General features: G+C 75.2%; 21 protein-coding genes. 11 read left to right on the forward strand and 10 right to left on the reverse strand.

The window, feature by feature from the left end; all coding sequences use genetic code 11:
* Positions 1-20: 20 nt before the first annotated feature.
* From aroA to ACT17Q_RS11485, 4 genes are read left to right on the forward strand one after another with little or no spacing between them, the layout of a single operon-like run.
* Positions 21-1325 carry a 3-phosphoshikimate 1-carboxyvinyltransferase gene (gene aroA / locus ACT17Q_RS11470; RefSeq protein WP_444662535.1) on the forward strand — a complete coding sequence of 435 codons (1305 nt, stop codon included), beginning with the start codon at positions 21-23 and terminating at the stop codon, positions 1323-1325.
* Positions 1322-2398, forward strand: a complete 1077-nt coding sequence (gene rsgA, locus ACT17Q_RS11475) for a ribosome small subunit-dependent GTPase A (RefSeq protein ID WP_444662537.1) — start codon at positions 1322-1324, stop codon at positions 2396-2398. Before aroA ends, rsgA begins: the two co-directional genes overlap by 4 nt.
* A gap of 22 nt (positions 2399-2420) precedes the next feature.
* On the forward strand, positions 2421-3218 hold the full coding sequence (locus ACT17Q_RS11480) for an inositol monophosphatase family protein (RefSeq protein ID WP_268533823.1): 798 nt from the start codon (positions 2421-2423) through the stop codon (positions 3216-3218).
* A gap of 22 nt (positions 3219-3240) precedes the next feature.
* Positions 3241-4014: a class I SAM-dependent methyltransferase gene (locus ACT17Q_RS11485; RefSeq protein ID WP_094179523.1), complete on the forward strand. Its 774-nt coding sequence runs from the start codon at positions 3241-3243 to the stop codon at positions 4012-4014.
* Here the strand turns inward: ACT17Q_RS11485 and ACT17Q_RS11490 are convergent.
* Genes ACT17Q_RS11490 through ACT17Q_RS11505 form a run of 4 tightly spaced genes read right to left on the reverse strand, consistent with a single transcriptional unit; the run spans position 3980 to position 7984 of the window.
* On the reverse strand, positions 3980-4804 hold the full coding sequence (locus ACT17Q_RS11490) for an HAD family hydrolase (RefSeq protein WP_444662539.1): 825 nt from the start codon (positions 4802-4804) through the stop codon (positions 3980-3982). The genes ACT17Q_RS11485 and ACT17Q_RS11490 overlap by 35 nt on opposite strands.
* On the reverse strand, positions 4801-6315 hold the full coding sequence (gltX, locus tag ACT17Q_RS11495) for a glutamate--tRNA ligase (RefSeq protein WP_444662541.1): 1515 nt from the start codon (positions 6313-6315) through the stop codon (positions 4801-4803). The genes ACT17Q_RS11490 and gltX overlap by 4 nt, the downstream gene beginning before the upstream one ends.
* A 48-nt stretch (positions 6316-6363) precedes the next feature.
* Entirely contained in the window at positions 6364-7149 is a 786-nt protein-coding gene (locus tag ACT17Q_RS11500) for a fumarylacetoacetate hydrolase family protein (RefSeq protein ID WP_141321441.1), read from the reverse strand.
* Positions 7150-7168: 19 nt separating this feature from the next.
* Positions 7169-7984 (reverse strand): methyltransferase domain-containing protein, encoded by an 816-nt coding sequence (locus ACT17Q_RS11505; RefSeq protein ID WP_094179519.1) that lies wholly within the window; start codon positions 7982-7984, stop codon positions 7169-7171.
* A 155-nt stretch (positions 7985-8139) separates the two neighbouring features.
* On the opposite strand from ACT17Q_RS11505, the gene ACT17Q_RS11510 reads away from it, so the two are divergent.
* Positions 8140-9171 carry an acyltransferase family protein gene (locus ACT17Q_RS11510; RefSeq protein ID WP_444662544.1) on the forward strand — a complete coding sequence of 344 codons (1032 nt, stop codon included), beginning with the start codon at positions 8140-8142 and terminating at the stop codon, positions 9169-9171.
* A gap of 21 nt (positions 9172-9192) precedes the next feature.
* Here the strand turns inward: ACT17Q_RS11510 and ACT17Q_RS11515 are convergent, their stop codons facing one another.
* Positions 9193-9579, reverse strand: a complete 387-nt coding sequence (locus ACT17Q_RS11515; protein WP_094179518.1) for a DUF1304 domain-containing protein — start codon at positions 9577-9579, stop codon at positions 9193-9195.
* A gap of 87 nt (positions 9580-9666) precedes the next feature.
* On the opposite strand from ACT17Q_RS11515, the gene ACT17Q_RS11520 reads away from it, so the two are divergent.
* Positions 9667-10587 carry a 3-methyladenine DNA glycosylase gene (locus ACT17Q_RS11520; RefSeq protein WP_444662547.1) on the forward strand — a complete coding sequence of 307 codons (921 nt, stop codon included), beginning with the start codon at positions 9667-9669 and terminating at the stop codon, positions 10585-10587.
* A gap of 37 nt (positions 10588-10624) precedes the next feature.
* Here ACT17Q_RS11520 and ACT17Q_RS11525 read toward each other — a convergent pair whose 3' ends face one another.
* On the reverse strand, positions 10625-13270 hold the full coding sequence (locus ACT17Q_RS11525) for a cutinase family protein (RefSeq protein ID WP_444662549.1): 2646 nt from the start codon (positions 13268-13270) through the stop codon (positions 10625-10627).
* A 162-nt stretch (positions 13271-13432) separates the two neighbouring features.
* Between ACT17Q_RS11525 and ACT17Q_RS11530 the strand changes: the two genes are divergently transcribed.
* Positions 13433-15022 (forward strand): aspartate:alanine exchanger family transporter, encoded by a 1590-nt coding sequence (locus tag ACT17Q_RS11530; RefSeq protein WP_444662551.1) that lies wholly within the window; start codon positions 13433-13435, stop codon positions 15020-15022.
* Between the two features lie 48 nt (positions 15023-15070).
* Here ACT17Q_RS11530 and ACT17Q_RS11535 read toward each other — a convergent pair whose 3' ends face one another.
* Positions 15071-16102 (reverse strand): ABC transporter ATP-binding protein, encoded by a 1032-nt coding sequence (locus ACT17Q_RS11535; protein WP_444662553.1) that lies wholly within the window; start codon positions 16100-16102, stop codon positions 15071-15073.
* Between the two features lie 109 nt (positions 16103-16211).
* Here ACT17Q_RS11535 and ACT17Q_RS11540 point away from each other — a divergent pair, with 109 nt between their 5' ends.
* From ACT17Q_RS11540 to ACT17Q_RS11550, 3 genes are all read left to right on the forward strand, one after another.
* Complete coding sequence (locus ACT17Q_RS11540; RefSeq protein ID WP_141321431.1) at positions 16212-16895, forward strand: ABC transporter permease; 684 nt, start codon at positions 16212-16214, stop codon at positions 16893-16895.
* 25 nt (positions 16896-16920) lie between these two features.
* A complete protein-coding gene (locus tag ACT17Q_RS11545; RefSeq protein WP_094179514.1) occupies positions 16921-17691 on the forward strand; it encodes an ABC transporter permease in 771 nt (256 codons plus the stop codon).
* 89 nt (positions 17692-17780) lie between these two features.
* The gene (locus ACT17Q_RS11550) at positions 17781-18782 is read left to right on the forward strand and encodes a glycine betaine ABC transporter substrate-binding protein (protein ID WP_444662556.1); all 1002 of its coding nucleotides are present in this window, start codon (positions 17781-17783) and stop codon (positions 18780-18782) included.
* A gap of 21 nt (positions 18783-18803) precedes the next feature.
* Here ACT17Q_RS11550 and ACT17Q_RS11555 read toward each other — a convergent pair whose 3' ends face one another.
* The 3 genes from ACT17Q_RS11555 to ACT17Q_RS11565 form a co-directional block, all read right to left on the reverse strand.
* Positions 18804-20237 (reverse strand): dihydrolipoyl dehydrogenase family protein, encoded by a 1434-nt coding sequence (locus ACT17Q_RS11555; protein ID WP_444662558.1) that lies wholly within the window; start codon positions 20235-20237, stop codon positions 18804-18806.
* A gap of 113 nt (positions 20238-20350) precedes the next feature.
* Entirely contained in the window at positions 20351-21247 is an 897-nt protein-coding gene (locus ACT17Q_RS11560) for an oxygenase MpaB family protein (protein WP_444662560.1), read from the reverse strand.
* 33 nt (positions 21248-21280) lie between these two features.
* Positions 21281-22015 carry a glutamine amidotransferase gene (locus ACT17Q_RS11565; protein ID WP_094179510.1) on the reverse strand — a complete coding sequence of 245 codons (735 nt, stop codon included), beginning with the start codon at positions 22013-22015 and terminating at the stop codon, positions 21281-21283.
* 122 nt (positions 22016-22137) lie between these two features.
* Here ACT17Q_RS11565 and ACT17Q_RS11570 point away from each other — a divergent pair, with 122 nt between their 5' ends.
* Positions 22138-22707 carry a hypothetical protein gene (locus ACT17Q_RS11570; RefSeq protein WP_094179509.1) on the forward strand — a complete coding sequence of 190 codons (570 nt, stop codon included), beginning with the start codon at positions 22138-22140 and terminating at the stop codon, positions 22705-22707.
* Positions 22708-22711: the final 4 nt, after the last annotated feature.

Genomic DNA, 22711 nt, shown 5'->3' on the forward strand with positions numbered 1-22711 from the left:
GCGTGACTAGCCTGGGCGCCATGACCGCGACCCTCCCGCCGACGTCCCTGCCGCTGTGGCCGGCGCCCACCGCGACCGCACCGCTCGACGCGCGCGTGGAGGTCCCCGGGTCGAAGTCGCTCACCAACCGCTACCTCGTCCTCGCCGCGCTCGCCGACTCCCCCGGACGTCTGCGCTCGGCGCTCCTGTCGCGTGACACGCGCCTCATGGCCGCGGCGCTCGGGCAGCTCGGCGTGCAGGTCACGCTGGACGACGACGTGCTGGTCACGCCCGGCCCGCTGCGCGGCGGCGTGCGCATCGACTGCGGGCTCGCGGGCACGGTCATGCGGTTCCTGCCGGCGGTCGCCGCGCTCGCCGACGGTCCGGTGCGCTTCACGGGCGACGCCGAGGCGCTGGTGCGCCCGATGGGTCCGGTGATCCGTGCGCTGCAGGCGTTGGGCGTGCGGGTCGACGAGGAGGGCGAGGCCGGGCGGCTGCCCTTCACGGTGCACGGGCACGGCTCGGTGCGCGGCGGCAGCGTCGACGTGGACGCCTCGGGGTCGAGCCAGTTCGTCTCGGGGCTGCTGCTCGCCGCCGCGCGGTTCGACCAGGGCCTCGTCGTGCGGCACACCGGGCCGACGCTGCCGAGCCTGCCGCACATCGAGATGACGGTCGAGACGCTGCGCGCCGCGGGCGTGCAGGTCGACGACTCGCGCCCCGCGATCTGGGAGGTCGCACCCGGGCCGGTCGCGGGCCGCGACGTGCGTGTCGAGCCCGACCTGTCGAACGCGGCGCCGTTCCTCTGCGCGGCGCTGGTCGCGGGCGGCACGGTCCGCGTCCCGGGGTGGCCCGCGCAGACCACGCAGCCCGGCGCGCTGCTGCCGGGGATCCTCGAGCGCATGGGCGCGACGACGGCGCTCGTGGGCGACGAGCTCGCCGTGACCGGCACGGGCGCCATCCGCGGCGTCGACCTCGACCTGCACGCCGCGGGCGAGATCGCGCCGACGATCGCGGCGCTCGCGGTGCTGGCCGACTCCCCGACGCGCCTGCGCGGCATCGCGCACCTGCGGGGCCACGAGACCGACCGGCTCGCGGCGCTCGCGAGCGAGATCACGCGCCTCGGCGGGCAGGCGGAGCAGACGGCCGACGGCCTGGTCATCACGCCGCGGCCGCTCACGGGCGGCGCGTGGCACTCGTACGCGGACCACCGCATGGCGACCGCGGGCGCGCTGGTCGGGCTGCGCGTGCCGGGGGTGCAGGTCGAGGACGTCGCGACGACCGCGAAGACCATCCCGGACTTCGTCGGGCTGTGGGACCGGATGCTGGCGGGTGACGCCCCCTCGTGACGAGGCGGAGGCAGTACGACGAGTCCGACGTGCGGATCCGGCCCGGCAAGGGGTCACGGCCGCGGACCAAGCAGCGCCCGGAGCACGCGGACGCGCAGCGCGCGATGGTCACGGGCGTCGACCGCGGCCGGTACGCGGTGCTGGTCGACGCGGACGGCCCGGACGAGCGTCCCGCGACCGCGATGAAGGCCCGCGAGCTTGGCCGCGAGCGCGTGGTGCCCGGCGACGTCGTCGACCTGGTGGGCGACACCACGGGCGCGCAGGGCACGCTCGCACGCATCGTGCGCATCACGGACCGCCGCACGGTGCTGCGCCGCACGGCCGACGACACCGACCCGGTCGAGCGCGTCATCGTCGCGAACGCCGACCAGCTCGTCGTGGTGACGGCGCTCGCCGACCCCGAGCCGCGCACGCGCATGATCGACCGGTGCGTCGCGGCCGCGTACGACGCGCGCATGGACGTGCTGCTCGCGCTGACGAAGGCGGACCTCGCGGACCCGGCCGCGCTCGTCGGGATGTACTCCCCCGTGGGGGTGCGCACCGTCGTGACGCACGCCGAGGGTCCGCACGGCGAGCGGGCGATCCACGGCCTCGCGGACCTGCGGGCGGCGCTCGCGGGGCGCACGTCCGTGCTCGTCGGGCACTCCGGCGTCGGCAAGTCGACGCTCGTCAACGCGCTCGTGCCGGACGCGCAGCGCGCGACGGGCGTCGTCAACTCCGTCACGGGGCGCGGACGGCACACGTCGACGTCCGCGGTGGCGCTGCGCGTGCCCGGGCCGGGCGCGCCCACGTGGGTGATCGACACCCCCGGAGTGCGGTCCTTCGGGCTCGCGCACGTCGACCCCGACCACCTGCTGCACGCGTTCGGGGACCTCGGGGAGGCGTCCGACGAGCGCTGCCCGCGCGGCTGCACGCACGCGGCGGACGCGCCCGACTGCGGGCTCGACGAGTGGGTCGCCGCGGCCGACGACGACGTCGAGCGGGCCGCGCGCGCAGCGCGCGTCGACTCGTTCCGGCGCATCCTGGCGAGCCGGCTCGGCACGAGCGAGGCGGACACGCCCGCGGCGTCGTGACCCGCACCGCTACGGTGGCGCCATGAGCCTGCGGACCGGGTACGACGACGACCTGCGCCTCGCCCACGTGATCGCGGACCAGGTCGACTCGCTGACCCTCTCGCGGTTCAAGGCGCTCGACCTGGTCGTGGAGACCAAGCCCGACCTCTCGCCGGTGTCGGACGCCGACCGCGCGGCCGAGGAGCTGGTGCGCTCGCAGCTGTCGCGCACCCGCCCGCGGGACGCGGTGCACGGCGAGGAGCTGCCCGACACGGGGCACGGGCCGCGCCGGTGGGTCGTCGACCCGATCGACGGCACCAAGAACTTCGTGCGCGGCGTGCCCGTGTGGGCGACGCTGATCGCGCTGCTCGACGGCGACGAGGTGGTCGTCGGCCTCGTGAGCGCGCCGGCGCTCGGACGGCGCTGGTGGGCCGCGAAGGGCTCGGGCGCGTGGAGCGGTCGGTCCCTCTCGCAGGCCACGCAGCTGCACGTCTCGCGCGTGGACCGGCTCGAGGACGCGTCGTTCTCCTACTCCTCGCTCACGGGGTGGGAGGACGTGGACCGGCTGCCGCAGGTGCTCGACCTCATGCGTACGGTCTGGCGCACGCGCGCGTACGGCGACTTCTGGTCGTACGTGCTCGTCGCGGAGGGCGCCGTGGACGTCGCGGCCGAGCCCGAGCTCGCGCTGCACGACATGGCCGCGCTCGTGCCGATCGTCACCGAGGCCGGCGGCCGGTTCACGTCCGTGAGCGGCGTGCCGGGGCCGTTCGGCGGCAACGCGCTGGTGACCAACGGGCTGCTGCACGACGAGGTCGTGGCACGGTTGGACCTGCCGGACTGAGCCACGACCGACGGGGGGCGGCATGACCGATCCGAGCCAGGACTGGCGCAGCGAGCTGCACCGGGTGCGTTCGTCGTCGTTCGGCCGCGGTGTCGAGGCGTACGCCGCGGCGCGGCCCACGTACCCCGCCGAGGCCGTCGCGTGGCTCGTGCCACCGGACGCGCGCGACGTGGTCGACCTGGGCGCCGGAACGGGCAAGCTCACCGCGGGTCTCGTGGCGCTGGGCGGGCTGCGGGTCACCGCGGTCGAGCCCGACGACGTCATGCGCGCCGCGCTGATCGCGGCGCTCCCCGGCGTCGACGCACGCCGCGGTACCGCCGAGGACACCGGGTTGCCGGACGCGTGCGCGGACGTCGTGACGGTGGGCCAGGCGTGGCACTGGTTCGACCCCGTCGCCGCCAGCGCCGAGGTGGCGCGCGTGCTGCGACCCGGCGGCTCGCTGTCCCTCGTGTGGAACGTCGTCGCCGAGGGCGTCACCTCCTGGGCGGACGCGTACTTCGAGATCGTGCACCGCGGCGACACGCTCGACTACTCGCGCCGCGAGGCGCCGCTCGCGGGGCCGCAGATCGGCCCGTGGCAGCGCACCGACGTCGTCTGGACGCGCACGATCACGGCGCCCGAGCTGCGGGCGTTGGCGGCGAGCCGCAGCCACCTCATCGCGATGTCCCCGGCGGAGCGCGACGCGGTGCTCGCCGAGGTGGACGCGCTGTGGACGACGCACCCCGACCTGGTGGGCCGCACCGCCGCGGAGCTGCCCTACGTCACGCGGTGCTGGCGCGCGACGACGCTGTCGTAGCGGGCCCGCCGGGCACGCCCAGGGCATCCGGCAGCTCGGCGAGCGAGCGGATGACCGCCACTGCGGTGACGGACGCCTCGTCGACCGGGTGCCGACGTGCGCCGGGCCGGTCGAGCCACACGCCGACGAGGCCTGCGTCGCGCGCCCCGAGCGCGTCGACGTCCGCCTCGTCACCCACGTACGCGGTGCGCGCCGGGTCCGTGCCGAGCCGGCGGCACGCCTCGAGGAAGACCCGGGGGTCGGGCTTGCCGAAGCCCAGGGTGTCCACGGCGACGAGCAGCGGCACACGGTCGACGAGGCCCGCGGCCGTGAGCTTGGCGGTCTGCATCGACGTCGCCGCGTTCGACAGCGCGCCGAGCGCCAGCCCCGCGTCCAGCAGCGCGCCGAGCACGGCCTCGGTCTCGGGGTGCGCGACCCAGGCGGCGCGGAACGCCGCGTCGAAGACCTCGTCCCACGCGGCGAACGCGGCCTCGTCGAGCTCGGGGCCGCCGTGCGTCGCGTGCAGCTCGTTGACGCGCGCCCGCTTCTGCTCGAGGTAGGGCACCTCGCCGCGGGTGTACCGGCGGTAGTGGCCGTTGGTGTCCGCGCGCCACATCGCCAGGAGCGCCTCGTCGCGGCGCACCGCCTCGTCGGGCGGCAGCGGCGGGAGGTACCGGGCGCCGACCGCCGCGAGGGCGGCGACGAACGCGCTGCGCGTGTCGACGATCGTGTCGTCGATGTCGAACAGCACCCCGTCGACCAGAGCGCCCGTCGTCGCGCGCGGTGCCGCGTCCCGCGTCGGGGCCGTCACAGGGACGCGCGCAGCGCCGCGATGCGGGCCAGCGTCGAGTCCTTGCCGAGCAGCTCGAGCGACTCGAACAGCGGCGGGGACACGCGTCGGCCGGTCACCGCGACGCGCAGCGGCGTGTACGCCAGGCGCGCCTTGATGCCGAGACCACCCTCGTCGACGAGCGCGGCCTGCAGCGCGGCCTGCGTGGCCTCGGTGGTGAAGCCGTCCGCGGGGAGCGCCTCCAGCCCGGCGACCGCCGCGTCCAGCACCTGCGCCGACTCCGCACGCAGCGCCTTGCGGCCGTCGTCCTCGACGTGCAGCTCGTCGTCCGCGACGAACAGGAAGCCGAGCATCCCGACGACCTCGCCGAGCAGCGTCATGCGCTCCTGCACGAGGGGCGCCGCCTGCGTCAGGAGGTCCTGGTGCTCGCGCGAGAGGTCGGCGAACGAGTCCGCGGGCACCAGGCCGGCGTGGTGCAGGTACGGGACCAGACGGTCACGGAAGTCGTCGGGCGCGAGCATGCGCACGTGCGCGGAGTTGATCGCCTCGGCCTTCTTCAGGTCGAAGCGCGCGGGGTTGGGGTTCACGTCGTGCACGTCGAACGCCGCGACGAGCTCGTCGACCGTGAAGATGTCGCGGTCCGCGGACAGGCCCCAGCCGAGCAGCGAGAGGTAGTTGAGCAGGCCCTCGGGGGTGAAGCCGTTCTCGCGGTGCAGGAACAGGTTCGACTCGGGGTCGCGCTTCGAGAGCTTCTTGTTGCCCTCGCCCATGACGTACGGCAGGTGGCCGAACTGCGGCATCACCTGCGCGACGCCGAGCTCGAGCAGCGCGCGGTACAGCACGACCTGGCGCGGGGTGGAGGACAGCAGGTCCTCGCCGCGCAGCACGTGCGTGATGCCCATGAGCGCGTCGTCGACCGGGTTGACCAGCGTGTACAGCGGGTGGCCGTTGGCGCGCACGACCACGAAGTCCGGCACCGAGCCGGCCTTGAACGTCACGTCGCCGCGCACCAGGTCGGTGAACGTGATGTCCTCGTCGGGCATCCGCACCCGGATGACGGGCTCACGGCCCTGCTCGCGGTACGCGAGCCGCTGCTCGTCGGTGAGGTCGCGGTCGTACCCGTCGTAGCCGAGCTTGGGGTCGCGGCCCGCCGCGCGGTGGCGCGCCTCGATCTCCTCGGGCGTCGACCAGGACTCGTAGGCGTACCCGCCCTCGAGCAGCTTCGCGACGACGTCGCGGTACAGGTCGTAGCGCTGCGACTGCCGGTACGGCTCGTGCGGGCCGCCGACCTCGACGCCCTCGTCCCAGTCGAGCCCCAGCCAGCGCAGCGCGTCGAGGAGCATGCGGTAGCTCTCCTCGGAGTCGCGCGCCGCGTCCGTGTCCTCGATCCGGAAGACGAACGTGCCGCCCGTGTGCCGCGCGTACGCCCAGTTGAACAACGCGGTGCGGACCATGCCGACGTGCGGCAGACCGGTCGGGGACGGGCAGAAGCGGACACGCACGGCGGAGCCGTCGACAGCGGGGGTGGTCACGGGTCCCAGGGTAGTCGGGCGCGTCCGCGCGCCGTGCTCGGGTCCGGCTCAGTGCCGGCGCAGCACCGGGTTGCGCAGCGTGCCGATCCCCTCGACCTCGCACTCCACGACGTCGCGGTCGACCACCGGCCCGACGCCGGCGGGGGTCCCCGTGAGGATGACGTCCCCGGGCAGCAGCGTGAACACCTCGCTGACGTACGACACGAGGTACGCGACGTCGAACACCATCTGCGACGTGCGCCCGTCCTGCCGCGGCTCACCGTTGACGCGCGAGCGCACCGCGAGGTCGTCGACGTCGAGACCGGGGACGATCCACGGGCCGAGCGGGCACGAGCCGTCGAAGCCCTTGGCGCGCGTCCACTGCGAGTCCGACCGCTGGATGTCCCGCGCCGTGATGTCGTTCGCGACCGTGAACCCGAAGACGTGGTCGAGCGCGCGCTCGGGCGTCACGCCCTTGGTGACCTTGCCGATCACGACCGCGAGCTCCGCCTCGTACGAGACCTCCTCCGTCCAGTCCGGCAGCACCACCGGGTCGTCGGGGCCGACGACGGACGTGTTGGGCTTGAGGAACAGCAGCGGCTGCGTGGGGAGCTCGTTGCCCATCTCCGCCGCGTGGTCCGCGTAGTTGCGCCCCACGCCGACGACCTTGGAGCGCGGGATCACGGGTGCGAGCAGGCGCACCGCGTCGTCGTCCAGGGGGATGCGCTCGCCCGTGGGCTGCACCGGCGTGTAGATGGGGTCGCCCGTGATGACCACGAGCTCCTCCGAGCCGGGCTCCCCCTCGACGAGGGCGAAGCGGGGATCCGAACCGATCGTGAACCTGGCGATGCGCACGTGCCCAGCCTAGGCGGCGTCAGGCGCGCGCGAGCACCTCGCCGTGCAGCACCGCGAACCAGCCGTCGGGCTGGCGGCCCCACTCGTGCCACGCGTCCGCGAGCTGCTCGAGCCCGACCTCGTCGGCCAGCCCGTGCGCGATCGCCTGCTGCGCGAAGTTCGACGCGACGCACCGGTCGGCCCACAGGCCGGCCCACCACGCACGGTCCTGGGGCGTCGCGTAGCACCACACGCCGGCGCTCGGGGCGACGCCCGCCGGGTCGAAGCCGGCCTCGCGCACCCACTGCAGCAGCCGGCGCCCGGCGTCCGCCTCGGCTCCGTTGGCCTGCGTGACCTCGTGGTACAGCGCGGACCACTCGTCCAGGCCCGCCGACGGCGGGAACCAGGTCATCCCCGAGTAGTCGCTGTCGCGCACCGCGACCACGCCGCCCGGGCGCGTCACGCGCCTCATCTCCCGCAGCGCCGCGACCGGGTCGGTGAGGTGCTGGAGCACCTGGTGGGCGTGCACCACGTCGAACGTGTCGTCGTCGAACGCCAGCTCGTACGCGTCGCCGACCTCGAACGTCACGTTGAGGGCGCCGGCGTCCGCGGCGGCCTTGCGGGCGATCTCGATGACGGCGCTCGACGCGTCGATCCCGTGCACCTCGCCCGGAGCGACACGCTGCGCGAGGTCGATCGTGACCGTGCCCGGACCGCAGCCCACGTCGAGCAGGCGCTGGCCGCGCTCGAGCACGGGCAGCAGGTACGCGGCCGAGTTCTCGGCCGTGCGCCACCGGTGGGAGCGCAGGACCGACTCGTGGTGGCCGTGCACGTAGACGTCGTCGCGGGTGCTCACACGCGAGGGTAGGCGCCGGGACGGGGGAATGATCAAGGCACGGGACGCGCTGGCCCATCATGCGAGACGACAGCGACTGTGCGCACCGCGAGCGACCGCCGCGCGCCGCCTCCCACGTCCGGCGGGTGCCGCACCGCCCGTCGTAGCGTCGGCACGTGGCACGGCTCGCGGGCATCGACGTCGCGCGCGGGACCGCCGTCCTCGGCATGGTCACCGCGCACGTCGGCCCCGACGCGCCCGGCCGCACCGCGACCGCCGACCGGGTCCTCGAGCTCGCCGACGGCCGGTCCTCCGCGCTGTTCGTCGTCCTCGCGGGGCTCTCGCTCGCACTGCTGTCCGGCGGCCGCGCTCCCGCGGTCGCCCGTGACCTCACCAGGGCACGGGTACGGATCGCGGCCCGCGCGCTCGTCGTGCTCGCCGTGGGGCTGGCGCTCGAGCGGCTGGACACGCCGATCCTCGTCATCCTGCCCACCTACGCCGTGCTGTTCCTCGCGGGCTGCGCGGTGCTCACCTGGACCGTGCGCACGCTCGTCGCGGCGGCGGCGACCGTGGCACTCGTCGCGCCGGCCGTACGCGAGGCGGTCGGCCTCGACGCCGACCCGGGCGCAGGGCTCCTGGGCGACCTCGCCCTGCTGCTCGTCGGACCGCACTACCCCGCGCTCGTCTGGTCCGCGTACCTGCTCGCCGGGCTCGCTCTCGGCCGCTGCGACCTGACCGCGCCCGAGGTGCAGCGCCGGACGGCACTCGTCGGCGGCGCGCTCGCCGTCGTCGGGTACGGCGGCGGGTGGCTCGGTCGGCTCCTCGCCGAGGACCCGGCCCTGCTGTCCACCCGGCCGCACGCGTCGTCCCCGGTCGAGGTCGTCGGGAACACCGGGGTTGCGCTGCTCGTCGTCGCCGCGTGCCTGGCGGCCGCACCGCGTCTGCCGCGCGCGCTCTCGCCGCTCGCCGCCGTCGGCGCGCTCGCCTTCACCGCCTACACGGCGCAGGTCGTCGTGGTCGCCGCCGTCGGGCCGCAGATCGTGTGGCAACCGCTGTGGACGTCGTGGCTCGTGGTCGTCGTCGCGACCGTCCTCGCCTGCTGGGCGTGGCGCGCCTGGCTCGGACGCGGACCGCTCGAGCGGTTGCTGCACGGCGTCTCCGCGCGCGTCGCCGAGCGCGTGGTGCCGCGCGCGGCACCGGTCGGCTGATCGCCGACGGCCACGTCCGGCTCAGACGAGCACGACGAGCGCCGCGACGACCGCGAGCAGCGGGACCGTCCCCTGCGTGGCCGCCGCCCGCGCCATGCGCCGGTCGCTCGCGACGAGCACCACGGCCGCCGCCAGCATCGAGCCGCACGCGAGCAGCACGAGCGCCAGCCCGGACGGGCGAGAGCCCTCCGCGAGCACCAGCGCCGCCCCGACCCCGGCGCCCACCGCGAGGAACAGGTTGTAGAAGCCCTGGTTGTACGCCCACGGGGCCACGGTCTCGACGTCCTGCGGCTGCGTGCGGAAGCGTCGGTGCACGTCCGGGCGGCGGAACAGCACCGCCTCCATCACGAAGATCACGACGTGCAGCACCGCGGCTGCCAGGGCGAGGAGCGCGCACACGACGACCATGCCCCCAGCATGCCCCCAGCCCGTCCCGCGTGCGGCGTCGGGCGCCCGCGCGTCAGGACATGACCGGCGCGTCCGTACCCTGGAGCGGTGACCACGCCCGCGACGACCACGCCCGCGACGCCGCCCGTCGAGCGCCCGCTCGTCGTGCTGCCGCACGCGACGTGGCGCCGGACCGCCGACGCGCACGCGGCCCGTGCCGACGCGGCCACCGCGGGTCACCGCGAGCGCCGCTCACGCCACGAGCGCCACGCGATCGAGGACTTCCTGTTCGAGTACTACCCCACCAAGCCCGCACTGCTGCGCCGCTGGCACCCGGGCGCGGGCGTCGCGCTCGAGCCCGGTCCCGACGGTCCCGCGCCGCACGCCGCGTGGCGCTGGTACATCGTGGACGACGACGGCCGCACGCGCCTCGACGTGGACGCGTTCCTCGCCGAGCGCGGGGAGACGGTCCGGTACGTGGCGACGATCGTCGGCGCCACCGCCGCACGCCCGGCCGCGACCGGCTGCTTCGGGCTGCACGAGTGGGCGATGGTCTACCGCGAGGCGGAGCACCGGCACCCGCTGCCCCTGCGGCTGGGCGGTCGCGGCACCGACGAGGTGGTCGAGGCGCACCGCATCCGGTGCACGCACGTCGACGCGTTCCGCTTCTTCACCCCCGACGCCGCACCCCGCAACACGCTGCAGCCCACCCGCGAGTCCCAGCCCGCCCTGGAGCAGCCCGGCTGCCTGCACGCCAACATGGACCTCTACAAGTGGGCGCTCAAGCTCGGTCCGCTCGTCCCCGGCGACCTGCTGCTCGACTGCTTCGAGCTCGCCCGCGAGATCCGCACGACCGACATGCAGGCGTCGCCGTACGACGTGTCGGCGTACGGCCTGGAGCCCGTCGCGATCGAGACCCCTGACGGCAAGGCCGAGTACGTCCGGCGCCAGCGCGACTACGCGCAGCGTTCGGCATCGCTCCGAGCGCGCCTCCTGACCGCCTGCGCATCGGCCGCGCCGACGACGTGACCGCGCGTGCCGGCGACGCGTCACGGTGCGTCACGGCTCAGCGGACAGCTGCGGTCGCCTTCGAGGTCGTCGTCGCGGTCACGTAGCCGGGTTTGGAGCCGGTGACCTTCACCGTGATGACCTTGCCCCTGTCGGAGGCCTTCAGCGTGTACGTCGTCGACGACGCCCCGCTGATCGCCTTCCCGTTCGCGTACCAGCGGTAGGAGAAGGTGGTGCCCGCCGTCCAGGTCCCGCGGTAGGCCGTGAGCCGCGCGCCGACCTTGGGCGTGCCGGTCACGGTGGGCCGGGCGGTCGTCAGCGTGCCCTTCACGACCGCGGCGGTGGCCTTCGACGTCCGCGTCGCCGTGACGTACCCGGGCTTGGTCCCGGTGACCCGGACGGTGACGGTCCGCCCGACGTCGGCCGCGCGCGGCGTGAACGTCGTCCCGGTCGCCCCGGCGACCGCCTTGCCGTTCACCGACCACTGGTAGGCGAACGACGTCCCCGTGGTCCAGGTGCCGCGCTTGGCGGTCAGCCGCACCCCGACCTTCGCGGTGCCGCTGACGGTCGGGGTCGCTGCCGTGAGCGTCGCGAAGCCGAGGTCGACCTCGACGTCCTGGTACCCGGTCCGCGCGGGCGGCAGGGTCACCGGTGCCGCGCTGAGGGTGGTGGTGCCGAGGTCCGCGTGCACGAGGTACGGGTTCACGCCGCCGTACAGCGCGCCGATGCGGTACCGGCCGTTCGCGTCGGTGACGGCCTGTTCGCTCTCGCTCGTCCCGAGCCCCGAGTAGCAGCCGGTCCCACCACCCCAGTCGGTGTCGGGCGCGGCGGGGTCCCACGACCGCTCCCGCGAGAGGTGCACCGTGGCGCCGGGCACGGGCCGGCCCCGCTCGTCCCTGACCGTCCCGGCCACCGAGCTCCCGCGGACCATGCGGACCGAGCTCTCGGCGGGACGCCTCGGGTCGTAGCCGGCCATCTCGACGTACACCCGGGCGGTGTCGAAGTAGAGCCGGCAGCCGCCGTAGGACCACCGACCGGTGTGGAACGCCCAGCCGTCGGCCTGGGTGACGGCCCGCCACCCGTACTCGCTGACGGCGATGCCGTCGAGGGCGCGGCCGCTCGCCGCGTCGTAGGCGTACACGTGGACGCTCGACGCCCGGCTCAGGGCCTGGTCGGTGCGGGCGAGCGGGCCGCCGACGTGGACGGGCGTCGCCCGCGAGGGCGAGTCGGACTCGTTGCTCAGCGGCTGCGTCGAGTGGTACTGGTCGAAGAGGTCGACGTAGCCCTCGGCCTGCGACTGCTCCCAGGTCTGCGCCGTGGGTGGGCCGTCGCTGAAGAACAGCAGGTACCCGCCGTCGTAGCTGCCGACGATCGCGTAGTACCCGTCGCTGTCGGTGCGGTCCATCGCCAGGCGCCGGTCGGACTCGCCGTCCCACCCGTCCGTCGTCCGCTCGAGCCAGACCTCGACCCCCTCGACCGGCTCGCCGTCACGGTCCGTGACGTACCCGTCCACACCCCCGCACGTGCCTGCGGTGTCGACGTGCACGACGACGCGGATCGTGCGGGGTGGTTCGAGGCCGGTCGTCACCGTGGTGACCAGCTCCCAGCGCCCTGCGGGGAGGGTGCCCGTGAGGCGACCGTCGTCGGCGAGGTCGAGCCGGTACGGCCCTCGGGTGAAGCCGTGCTCGGTGAACGTCGCGCCCGACAGCGCACCGGTCAGCAGCGCGGGCTCGACCGTGCGCCGCTGGGCGGCGGCACCCGCGGTGCTCAGGGCCTTGACGGGGACCGCGGCGGACACGTCGCCCGACGGGCCACAGGCCAGGACGGTCACGGTGCGGTGCTCGGGCACGACGAACCTCGACGCCCGCTCGATCGCGGGGCCGGCGAGCGCGCTCAGCTCGGGCACGTCGTACGCGGTGTGCACGGCGGTGCCGTACTCGACGAGCGCGGCTATGCCGACGATCGGTTCCCACGGCACCCCGGTGACCGGGGCGGCGAGGTTCGCGAACAGCCGCGCCGTGTCGCACACGAGGTCCTGCGAGGCGCACAGGTCGGTCGTGACGCCCGCGAGCGCGTGCGGCACCGCGGCGTACCCGAGCCCGGCCGGTGGTACCCAGGAGCTCAACCCGTCGCCCGGCATGGCGGTGCCGATGTTGTTCTGCCGGTCGCCCGCCGACCGTGACGGGTTCGCGACCAGCATGACGCCCGCGTACAGCTGCGGGTCGGGGAACTCGGGGAGCACCTCGCTGATCACCATCGCGCCCTGCGAGTACCCGATGAGCGCCCACTTCTGGTCCGGGCACGTCCGCCGGGCGGTGCTCAGCCGCTCGCGCAGCACCTGCGCCCCGGTCTCGATCGACCGGAAGTAGCTCCAGTCGGACGTGCCGGGCAGGCCGAGGTCGATGAGCTGGCGGAAGTCGTCGGCGAGCACGGACATGGCCGCCGCCGGGTACGGCAGCGTCTCGACCGTCGTCGTGCGCCGGCCGTCGACGCCGTCGAGGAACGCGTCACGCACGGCGCTCGTCTTCGTCGTGGACGTGGACTCCCCCGACCCGCGGACGCTCAGCACCAGCAGGTCGGTGCACCGCCCCGTGGGTGCGGGTGGGGACGAGGCCGGCGTCGCGGCCGACGGTGCGGCCACGAGCGCGACGACCAGCGGGAGCACGGCGAGCAGGGCGCTGGCTCTCGCACGCAGGGTCGGCACGCGGTCACGGTAGCGACCGGGACGAGCCGCGCATATGCCCGATTCGGGGTACGCGGGCGGGCACCCGGGTCTTTGGGACCAGATCGGCGCTCCCGGCGCGCCCTTGAATGGGTGACGGCAGCGCCGCCATCCCCGCGGCGTCCCTAGCGCCACGGAGCAGCGATGTCCCAGGTGTTCGAGTTCCTCGCCGAGCAGCCCGTCCTGCTGCTCTTCGCCGCGATCGGGATCGGCTCCGCGATCGGGCACGTCAAGGTGCGCGGCGTCGGCCTGGGTGCCGCGGCCGTCCTCCTGCTGTCGATCGGCCTCGCGGCGTGGGCCGGGTCGTACGACGTGCACCTGGAGATCCCCGAGGCGATGGGCACGCTCGGGCTCGCGCTGTTCACGTTCTGCGTGGGGATCATCTCCGGCGCCACGTTCTTCTCGTCCCTGCGCCGCAGCCTCGGGCCGATCCTCGCGGTCGCGGGCGTGCTCGTCGCGAGCGCCGCCCTCGCGGTCGCGGTGGGCGGTCTGCTGCACCTCGACGACCCCGTCGTCGCCGGCTCCTGGGCGGGGGCCGTGACCAACACCCCCGCGCTCGCCGCCGCGCGCGACGCCGCGGGCGACGACACCGGACCGACCATCGGCTACGCGGTGACCTACCTGTTCGGCGTCGTCGGGATGCTCGTCGCCGTGTCCGCCGCGCTGCGGCACCGCGGGCAGGACGCGGACGCGCCGCCCACGCTCGTGAGCCGCACCGTGCGCGTCGAGGTCGACGCCAACCTCAGCGTCCAGGAGCTCGAGGAGCTGCACGGCGACCGCATCAAGTTCTCCCGCGTGCGCCGCGGCGAGACGTCGCCGATCCGGACCGCCGGCGGCACCGACCTGCTGCTGCTCGACGACCTCGTCACCGTCGTCGGGCCGCACGAGGACATCGACGCCGTCACCCGCGAGCTCGGCCACACCTCGTCGCACCACCTCGAGACGGACCGCCAGTACCTCGACATGCGCCGCATCACCGTCTCCGCGGAGCACGCCGCGGGACGCACCGTCGGCGAGCTCGACCTGCTGCACCGGTTCGGTGCGACCGTGTCCCGCGTGCGGCGCGGGGACGTCGACATGCTCGCGACCGACGACCTGCAGCTGCAGCTCGGGGACCGGGTCCGGGTGATCGCGCCGCGTGAGCGCATGCCCGAGGTCTCGACGTGGTTCGGTGACTCCTCGCGCGGGCTGTCCGACATCGTGCCCGTGGTGCTCGGCCTCGGGATGGCCGCCGGGATCCTGCTCGGCACGATCCACATCCCCGTGCCGGGCGGTGTGTTCACCATCGGGTCGGCGTTCGGCACGCTGCTCATCGGCCTCGTCCTCGGCAGGATCGGCCGTATCGGCCCGGTCGTGACGGCGATGCCGTACACCGCGGCACAGGCGATGTCCGAGCTCGGCCTGCTGATCTTCCTGGCCCAGGCCGGCTCGCGCGCCGGCGGCCAGATCGGTGCGGCCTTCACGTCCGGCGAGTGGCTGAGGATCCTCGTGCTCGGCGTCGTCGTGACCGGCTTCGTGTCCGCGGGTCTGTACGTCGTCATGCGGCGGGTGTTCCGGGTCGGCGGCACGCGCCTGTCCGGGATCATGAGCGGCGCCCAGACGCAGCCCGCGATCCTCGCGTTCGCCAACGCGCGCACGCAGTACGACGCCCGTGTGGCGCTCGGGTACGCGCTGGTCTACCCGGCCGCGATGATCACCAAGATCGTCGTCGGGCGCATCCTCGGAGGCCTGTGACGCTCGGGCCGGTGACGCTCGGGCCTGTGACGCTCGGGCCTGTGACGCTCAGGCCGTCGTCGTCCCGCCCGGGGTGACGTCCGCCGGGCCCGCGACGAGCCGGCGCAGCGCGGTCAGGACGTCAGCCGCGGTCACGGCGCCGATCGGGGTGCGCCCGTCGTGCACGGCCGCCGCCCTCACCCCGTCGCTCGCGATCGCGTCGAGGACCTCACCCAGCTCGTCGCCGAGCTGCACGACGGGCGCTCCCGGGGGTGCGGTCGTCGCCGGGTCGACGTCGTCCCGGGCCAGGCGGCCGAGGGCGAGGAGGCGGGCGGTGCGCCCGCGGCCGACGAGGTCGGCGACCGCGGGCGTCGCGGGCCGGGCGACGACGTCGAGCGGGGGCGCGAGCTGCTCGACGTGGCCGCCGGTGCTCATGACCGCGACCCGGTCGGCCATGCGGACCGCCTCGTCGACGTCGTGCGTCACGAGCATGACCGTGGTGCCGAGCTCGCGCTGGATGCGCGCGAACTCGTCCTGCAGCCGGCGCCTGCCCACCGGGTCGACCGCGCCGAACGGCTCGTCCATGAGGAGCACGGGCGGGTCCGTCGCGAGCGCACGGGCCACCCCCACGCGCTGACGCTCGCCGCCCGACAGCTCGTGCGGGTAGCGCCGCGCGTACCGGTCCGGCGCGAGCCCGACGAGCTCCAGCAGCTCCGCGACGCGCGTGCGGGTACGCCCGCGGTCCCAGCCGAGCAGACGCGGGACGGTGGCGACGTTCTGCGCGACCGTGCGGTGCGGGAACAGGCCGACGTTCTGGATCACATAGCCGACGTGCCGACGCAGCTCGACCACGTCGAGCGTCGCGACGTCGCGGCCCTCGACGAGCACGCGGCCGCTCGTCGGCTCGACGAGGCGGTTGACCATCCGCAGCGTCGTCGACTTGCCGCACCCCGACGGTCCGACGAGCACGAGCACCTCGCCCGTGCGCACGTCGAGCGACAGGTCGTCGACCGCGGCGGGGGCGTGCGCGCGGGACGCCGACGAGCCCGCGGCGTAGGTCTTGGCCGCGTGCTCGAACCGGATCGCCCACTCGTCGTCCACGCGAGGGACGCTAACGGCGCGCACCGACAACCGCGAGCCCCCGCGCGTCGTCCGCCCTGGTCTGGCGCTCGCCGGGCGCGTGTCGGAGGGCGGGTCTACCTTCGCTGCCATGTCCACGACCGACGCGCCACCCAACCCGTGGTTCTCGTGGGACTACGTGGCGCGCAACTCCGAGGACATCCAGCGCGCGCTCGGCCAGCACGTGTCGCTCACCGTGCAGGCCGTGCTGCTCGCGCTCGTCGTCGCGCTCCCGCTCGCGTTCGTCGCGCACCTGCGGCCGCGGCTCGCCGGGCCGGTCGTCGGGACGGCCGGGGTGCTCTACACCGTGCCGTCCCTCGCCCTGTTCGCGCTGCTCGCGCCCTACACGGGCATCGGGCGCACGACCGTGCTCATCGGGCTCGTCCTGTACGCGCTGCTGGTGCTGGTGCGCAACGTGCTCGTCGGCCTGGCCGGGGTGGACCCGGCGGTCACGGACGCGGCGCGCGGCATGGGGTACGGGCGCGTGCGGATGCTGCTGCAGGTCGAGCTGCCGCAGGCGCTGCCGAGCATCGTCGCGGGGGTGCGTGTCGCGACCGTGACGACCGTGGCGCTCGTGACGGTCGGCGTGGTGGTCGGGTACGGCGGGCTGGGGCAGCTGATGTTCCGCGGGTTCCGCAGCGACTACCACGCGGAGATCATGACCGCGACGGTCCTGTGCGTGCTGCTCGCGCTCGTCGCCGACCTGCTCGTCGTGCTCGTGGGTCGGCTCCTGACGCCGTGGCGCGCGGTGCGGGACGAGCGGGTGCGGGCATGACGGGCCGCGGCCACCGGGGGTCCGCGTGGACCTGCTGACCGAGGCGTTCGCGTGGCTCAACGACCCGTTGAACTGGACGGGTCGCAACGGCGTGCTCGCGCTGACCGCCACGCACCTGCAGGTCACGGCGCTCGCCGTGCTGCTCGCCGCGGTCGTCGCGCTGCCCGCGGGCGTGTGGCTGGGACGCGCCCGGCGCGGCGGCACGCTCGGCGTGGTCGTCGCGAACACCACGCGCGCGCTGCCGACGCTCGCGCTCCTGACGCTGCTCGCCTCGGCCGGGCTGTTCGGCAACCCGGCGACCGTCGTCGCGTGCGCGGTCTTCGCGGTCCCACCGCTGCTGACCAACACCGTGACGGGTCTCGCGGGGGTCGACCGCGACGTCCTGGACGCCGCGCGCGGGCTCGGGATGAGCGGTGCCCGCCGGCTGTGGCTCGTCGAGCTGCCGCTCGCGGTCCCGCTCGTCGCGGCGGGCGTGCGCACGGCCGTGGTGCAGGTCCTGGCCACCGTCCCGCTCGCCGCGCTCGTCGGCGGGCGCAGCCTCGGGTCGGTCGTCGTCTCGGGGTTCGCGACGCAGCGTTACGGGCAGGTGCTCGCGGGCGGTCTGCTCGTCGCGGTGCTGTGCCTGGTCGCCGAGGGTCTGCTCGCGCTCGCCCAGCGCGCCGTCACACCGCGCGGCGTGCGCGACGCGGCACGCCGGTCCGGACCCCGGCGCACCCGCCGCGCCCTCACGGCCGCGGATCCCGTGCCACCGGTTGCCGCCGCCGGCGGCCGCCGTTCGAATGGGACCGCGCGATGAGCGCTCGTGAGGTCCGTCCGCTCCGCCTCGTCGTCCGCCCCGTCACCCGCCTCGTCGTCCGCCCCGTCACCCGCCGCCCTGGAGGCACCGTGTCCCCGAACCGCAAGCGCCTCGCCGTGCTGTCCCTCGCCGCGTCCCTGATCGCGCTCGCCGGCTGCGGCGACCCGGGCTCGGGCGGCGGCAAGGCGGACCCGACGAACGCGTCGTCCGCCACGGGCGGTGCCTGCGAGCCCGTCGCGGGTGAGCAGCTCGTCGTGCTGGAGGACGACAAGACCCTGCAGAACGCCGACAACGTCATCCCGGCGGTCAGCGCGTCGGTGGCCGAGGCGCACCCCACGCTCGTCCCGCTGCTCGACACGGTCTCGGACGCGCTCGACACCGAGCGCCTCATCGCGCTCAACAAGGCCGTCGACATCGACCGCCAGACGTCCAGCGAGGTCGCGGCGGCGTTCGTCGAGGACGAGGGCCTCGCGGCGAGCGAGCAGTCGGGTGAGGGCGCGTCGGTGGTCGTCGGCGCCGCGAACTTCTCCGAGAGCAGCACGCTCGCCAACATCTACGCCGAGGTCCTGCGCAGCGCCGGGTACCAGGCGCAGGTCCGGGAGATCGGCGCACGCGAGACGTACCTGCCGGCGCTCGAGTCGGGCGAGCTCGCGGTGGTCCCGGAGTACGCCGCGACGCTCGCGGAGTTCCTCAACACCACGGTCAACGGGGCCGACGCCGAGCCGGTCGCGTCGGGCGACGTCGACGCGACGGTCGCGGCCCTCGAGCCGCTCGCGAAGGAGCGTGGTCTCGTCGTGGGCACGGCGTCGGCGGCGCAGGACCAGAACGCGTTCGCGGTGACGCAGGAGTTCGCCGACGAGCACGGCGTCACCACGCTCTCGGAGCTCGCCGAGGCGTGCGCGGGCGGGCTCACGCTCGCCGGGCCGGCGGAGTGCCCGGAGCGCCCGTTCTGCCAGCCCGGGCTCGAGGAGACGTACGGCCTGGTGTTCACGGACTTCACGGCGTACGACTTCGCGCTCATCGGTGAGGCCGTGCGCAAGGGCGAGGCGGCGATCGGGCTGGTCCTGTCCAGCGACGGTTCGCTCGGCTGACGCCGCGGGCGCCCCGGACCCTCAGAGGCCGGCGCTCTCGGCGAACCGCAGCCACACCTCGCTGACCGTCGGGTACGACGGCACGGCGTGCCACAGCCGCGCGAGCGGCAGCTCGCCGACCACCGCGATCGTCGCCGCGTGCAGCATCTCGGCGGCGTCGGGCCCGACGAACGTGGCGCCGACGACCACGTCGTCGCGCGCGGTGTCGAGCACGAGCTGCGCCCGGCCCGCGTAGTCGGGTGAGATGACGCTCGCTCCCGCGACGTCCGCGAGCTCGTAGGCCACGGTCCGCACGGCGAGCCCCGCGTCCCGCGCGGCGCGCTCGGTCAGCCCGACCCACGCGACCTCGGGCTGCGTGAACACCACCTGCGGCACGGCCGCGTGGTCCGCGCTGGCCCGGTACCGGCTCCAAGGGCCCGCGGACGCCTCGGCGCGGCGCGCGGCCTCGTCGGGCCCGAACCGGGCGGCGACCACGTCGCCCGCAACCCGCGCGTCGTACTTGCCCTGGTGCGTGGTGCCGGTCCGGCCGGTCACGTCGCCGACCGCGAACAGCCACGGCACGCCGGGGAACCCGAGCGCGTCGTCGACCTCGAGCGGTGCGCCGGGCTCGAGGTCGATCGTCTCGAGGCCGAGGTCGCGGGTGCGCGGGTGGCGGCCCGTCGCGACGAGCAGCTCGTCGGCAGTGACGTCCTCGTCGTCGAGGGTGACGTGGACCCCGTCGGCGTCCCGGTGCACGCGTCTGGCCTGCGCCCCGAGGACGACGCGGACGCCGCGCGCGCGCAGCGACGCGAGCACGGCGGCGCCGGCGAACGGCTCGGCGCCCGCGAGCAGGGCGTCGCCCCGGACGAGCACGGTCACGCGGCTTCCGAGGCTCGCGAAGGCGGTGGCGAGCTCGCACGCCACGACTCCCCCGCCGAGCACCGCGAGCCGCGCGGGCACGTGCTGCCCGGACGTCGCGTCGCGGCTGGTCCACGGTCGCGCGGCGGCCAGCCCGTCGACCGGTGGGATCGTCGGCAGCGAGCCGGTCGCCACGACGACCGCGTGCCGCGCCTCGACCTCGACCGTCCCGTCGTCGGACTCGACGACGAGCGCGCGAGGTCCGGTGAACCGCGCGTGCCCGCGCAGCAGCGTGAGCCCCGCGCCCGCGACCCAGTCCGCCTGCGACGAGTCGTCCCACCGGTGCGTGATCTCGTCGCGCCGCGCGAGCACGGCGGCGACATCGAGGTCCCCGGGGTCACGCACGCCCGGCGTGCGGCGTGCGGCCTCGCACGCGGCGTCGGGCCGCAGCAGCACCTTCGACGGCATGCATGCCCAGTAGGAGCACTCGCCGCCGACGAGCGCCGACTCGACGAGCGCCACGTGGAGCCCGGTGCGCGACGCCCGGTCCGCGGCGTTCTCCCCGACCGCTCCCCCGCCGATCACGACCACGTCGAACGTCTGCTGCGCCTGCGTCATGGGGTCTCCCGTGTCCGCGCCGGCCGGGTCGACCGGTCCCGCCGCCACGCTCGCGCGTCCGGCGCCGCGCCGCAAGGGCGCGCGTCAGGGCGACGCCCGTGCGACAGGGGGGGTCAGCCGCGGGGCGCCCCGACCGCGCCGGGCTCCCGGCTGACGCGGCGCGCGTCGTCGGGGCCGAGCACGAACCGGATCGTGCGGACCGCCGCGTGCCCCGCGGCGAGCGCCGCGGGGCGACGCACCGGTCCGACGCGACGCAGACCCAGCTCGGCGACCGCCCACGCCGGGAGCGTCGCGACGGCGGCGGCGCTGAGCGCCGCGTACCCGGCGCGCATCGCCGGGGGCACGGGCGGCTCGTGGAGCAGGAACCGCGCGGTGTCGCGTGCCTGCTCGCCGACGGCGAGCACGGGCCGGTACCCGTCGATCGCGGCGGCGAGGTCACGGGTGGTCTCGGGCAGGTCCTCGGCACCGAGCGCGCGCCCGACGACGGCCGCGTCACGCAGGTACGCGTCGGCACCGGGCGCGTCGAGCGGCCGCGCGCCGAACCGCTGGTGGGCGCGCAGGAACGAGTCGACCTCGGCGACGTGCACCCACCGCAGGAGGTCGGGGTCGTCGGCGCGGTACGGCACACCCTGCGGCGTGCGCCCGCGGACCCGCGCGTGCACCGCGCGCACCTGGTCGACCGCCGCCTGGGCGTCGTCGGCGGTGCCGAAGGCGGTCACGGCGAGGAACGTGCTGGTCCGCGCGAGGCGGCCCCACGGGTCACCGCGGTATCCGGAGTGCCCCGCGACCCCGGCCATCGCGGCGGGGTGCAGCGACTGCAGCAGCAGGGCGCGCAGGCCGCCGACGAACATCGACGCGTCACCGTGCACGCGGCGGATCGCCGCGTCGGGCGGGAACCAGCGAGGACCGGGCGTGCCGTGGATGCGCTCACGGCTCGCGATGCCGTCGGGGCCCGCGACCCGCAGGAACAGGGCGGTGCCGACGCGGCGGCGCCAGGGTTCGAGGATCACGGTCCCATGGTGCGACGGCCGGGCCGCGCGCGCTCAACGACGCCGGTACCGCTCGACGAACGCGGCGAGGACGAGCGGCGGCGCCCACACGTCGGCTGCCCCGACCCGCGCGAGGACCTGCTCCTGCTCGTCGGGCTCGTAGTACCCGTACCCGCCGTAGACCCGGACGCGCGCGGAGATCCCGGGGACGTCGAGCTCGGGGTGGAACTGGGTCGCGTAGAGGTTGCGCCGGACGCGGAACATCTGGACCGGGCAGGTCGCGGAGGTGGCGAGCAGCGTCGCGGTGGGTGGCAGCACGCGGCACGCCTCCTTGTGGCCGACGAACGCGTCGAACGCGTCGGGCACGTCGGCGAGCAGCGGGTCGCGCCGCCCCTCGGGCGTGAGGGTGATGCGCACGGCACCGATCGGCTCGGCGTAGGTGCGGTCGATGACGCCGCCCTGGTGCGTGCCGAGCGTCCCGACGCCGTAGCAGGCACCGAGGAACGGCAGGTCCCGCGGGACGACCTCGTCGAGCAGCGTGGACATCTCCCGCTCCACCCGCAGCTGGGTCGCGGACTTGCGGTCCGCGGGGGTGCTCGCGTCGAACGGGCTCCCGCCGACGACGATCCCGCTGATCGCGTCCAGGTCGAGCGCCGGCATGGGTCCGGCCTCCAGACGGACGCGGACCAGCGAGCCCTCGTCGAGCCCGCCGAAGCGCAGCACCTGCGCGTACTCGTCGTCCGCGGCGTCGTCCTCGGCGCGCGAGGCCAGCAGCACGAACGGCTTCATACGCCGACGCTATCTCCGCGGGCCGCGTCCGTCCGGGTGACGGCCGACGCGCCTCGTGGCACCCGGGTGCGTCCTGTGCCAGTGTCACGTCCGCCGGACGACGACCGACGTGAGGAGACGGCATGCCGCGCCTGAGCGCGCCCGTGGTGATCGGTGCCGCCCTCGTCGCGGTGCTCGGCGGCGTCGCGGTCGCGGGCTGGCAGCTCGGCCGGCCGGACGACGCGCCGCTCGCGGTCGAGGTCCTCGGCCCCGCGAGCGTCGCCCTGAGCGAGACGTACACGGGCCCCGCGGGGGTGTGCCCGGGGTACACGGCGGACGTGCCGGTCCCGATGCGGTGGCACCAGGCCGACGGGGCGACGACGATGCTCGGTGACGACGGCCTGCTCCTCACGTGCTTCGGCACGGTCGAGGAGGTCGGGACCCTCGACGACCTGGTCGCCGACCGTCGCGCGCACGGCATCCGGGGCGAGACGAGCGACGACGCGAGCCACCCGCTCGTCGGCGCTCCCGTGCGGGTCGTGTCCCCGTTCGGCGACTCGGTGCGGTTCGAGTACGTCATCGGGCTGCGCACCATCACGGAGTGGGTGGTCGAGCGCGACGGCACGATCTTCGCGGTCGGCTACCTGCACGACGGGTCGGCGTCCCGGCTCGCCGAGGTGCAGGCCGTCATGGCGGGATGGCGCTGGGCCTGACGAC

The organism is Cellulomonas sp. CW35, assembly GCF_052378485.1.
Taxonomy (GTDB): Bacteria; Actinomycetota; Actinomycetes; order Actinomycetales; family Cellulomonadaceae; genus Cellulomonas; species Cellulomonas uda.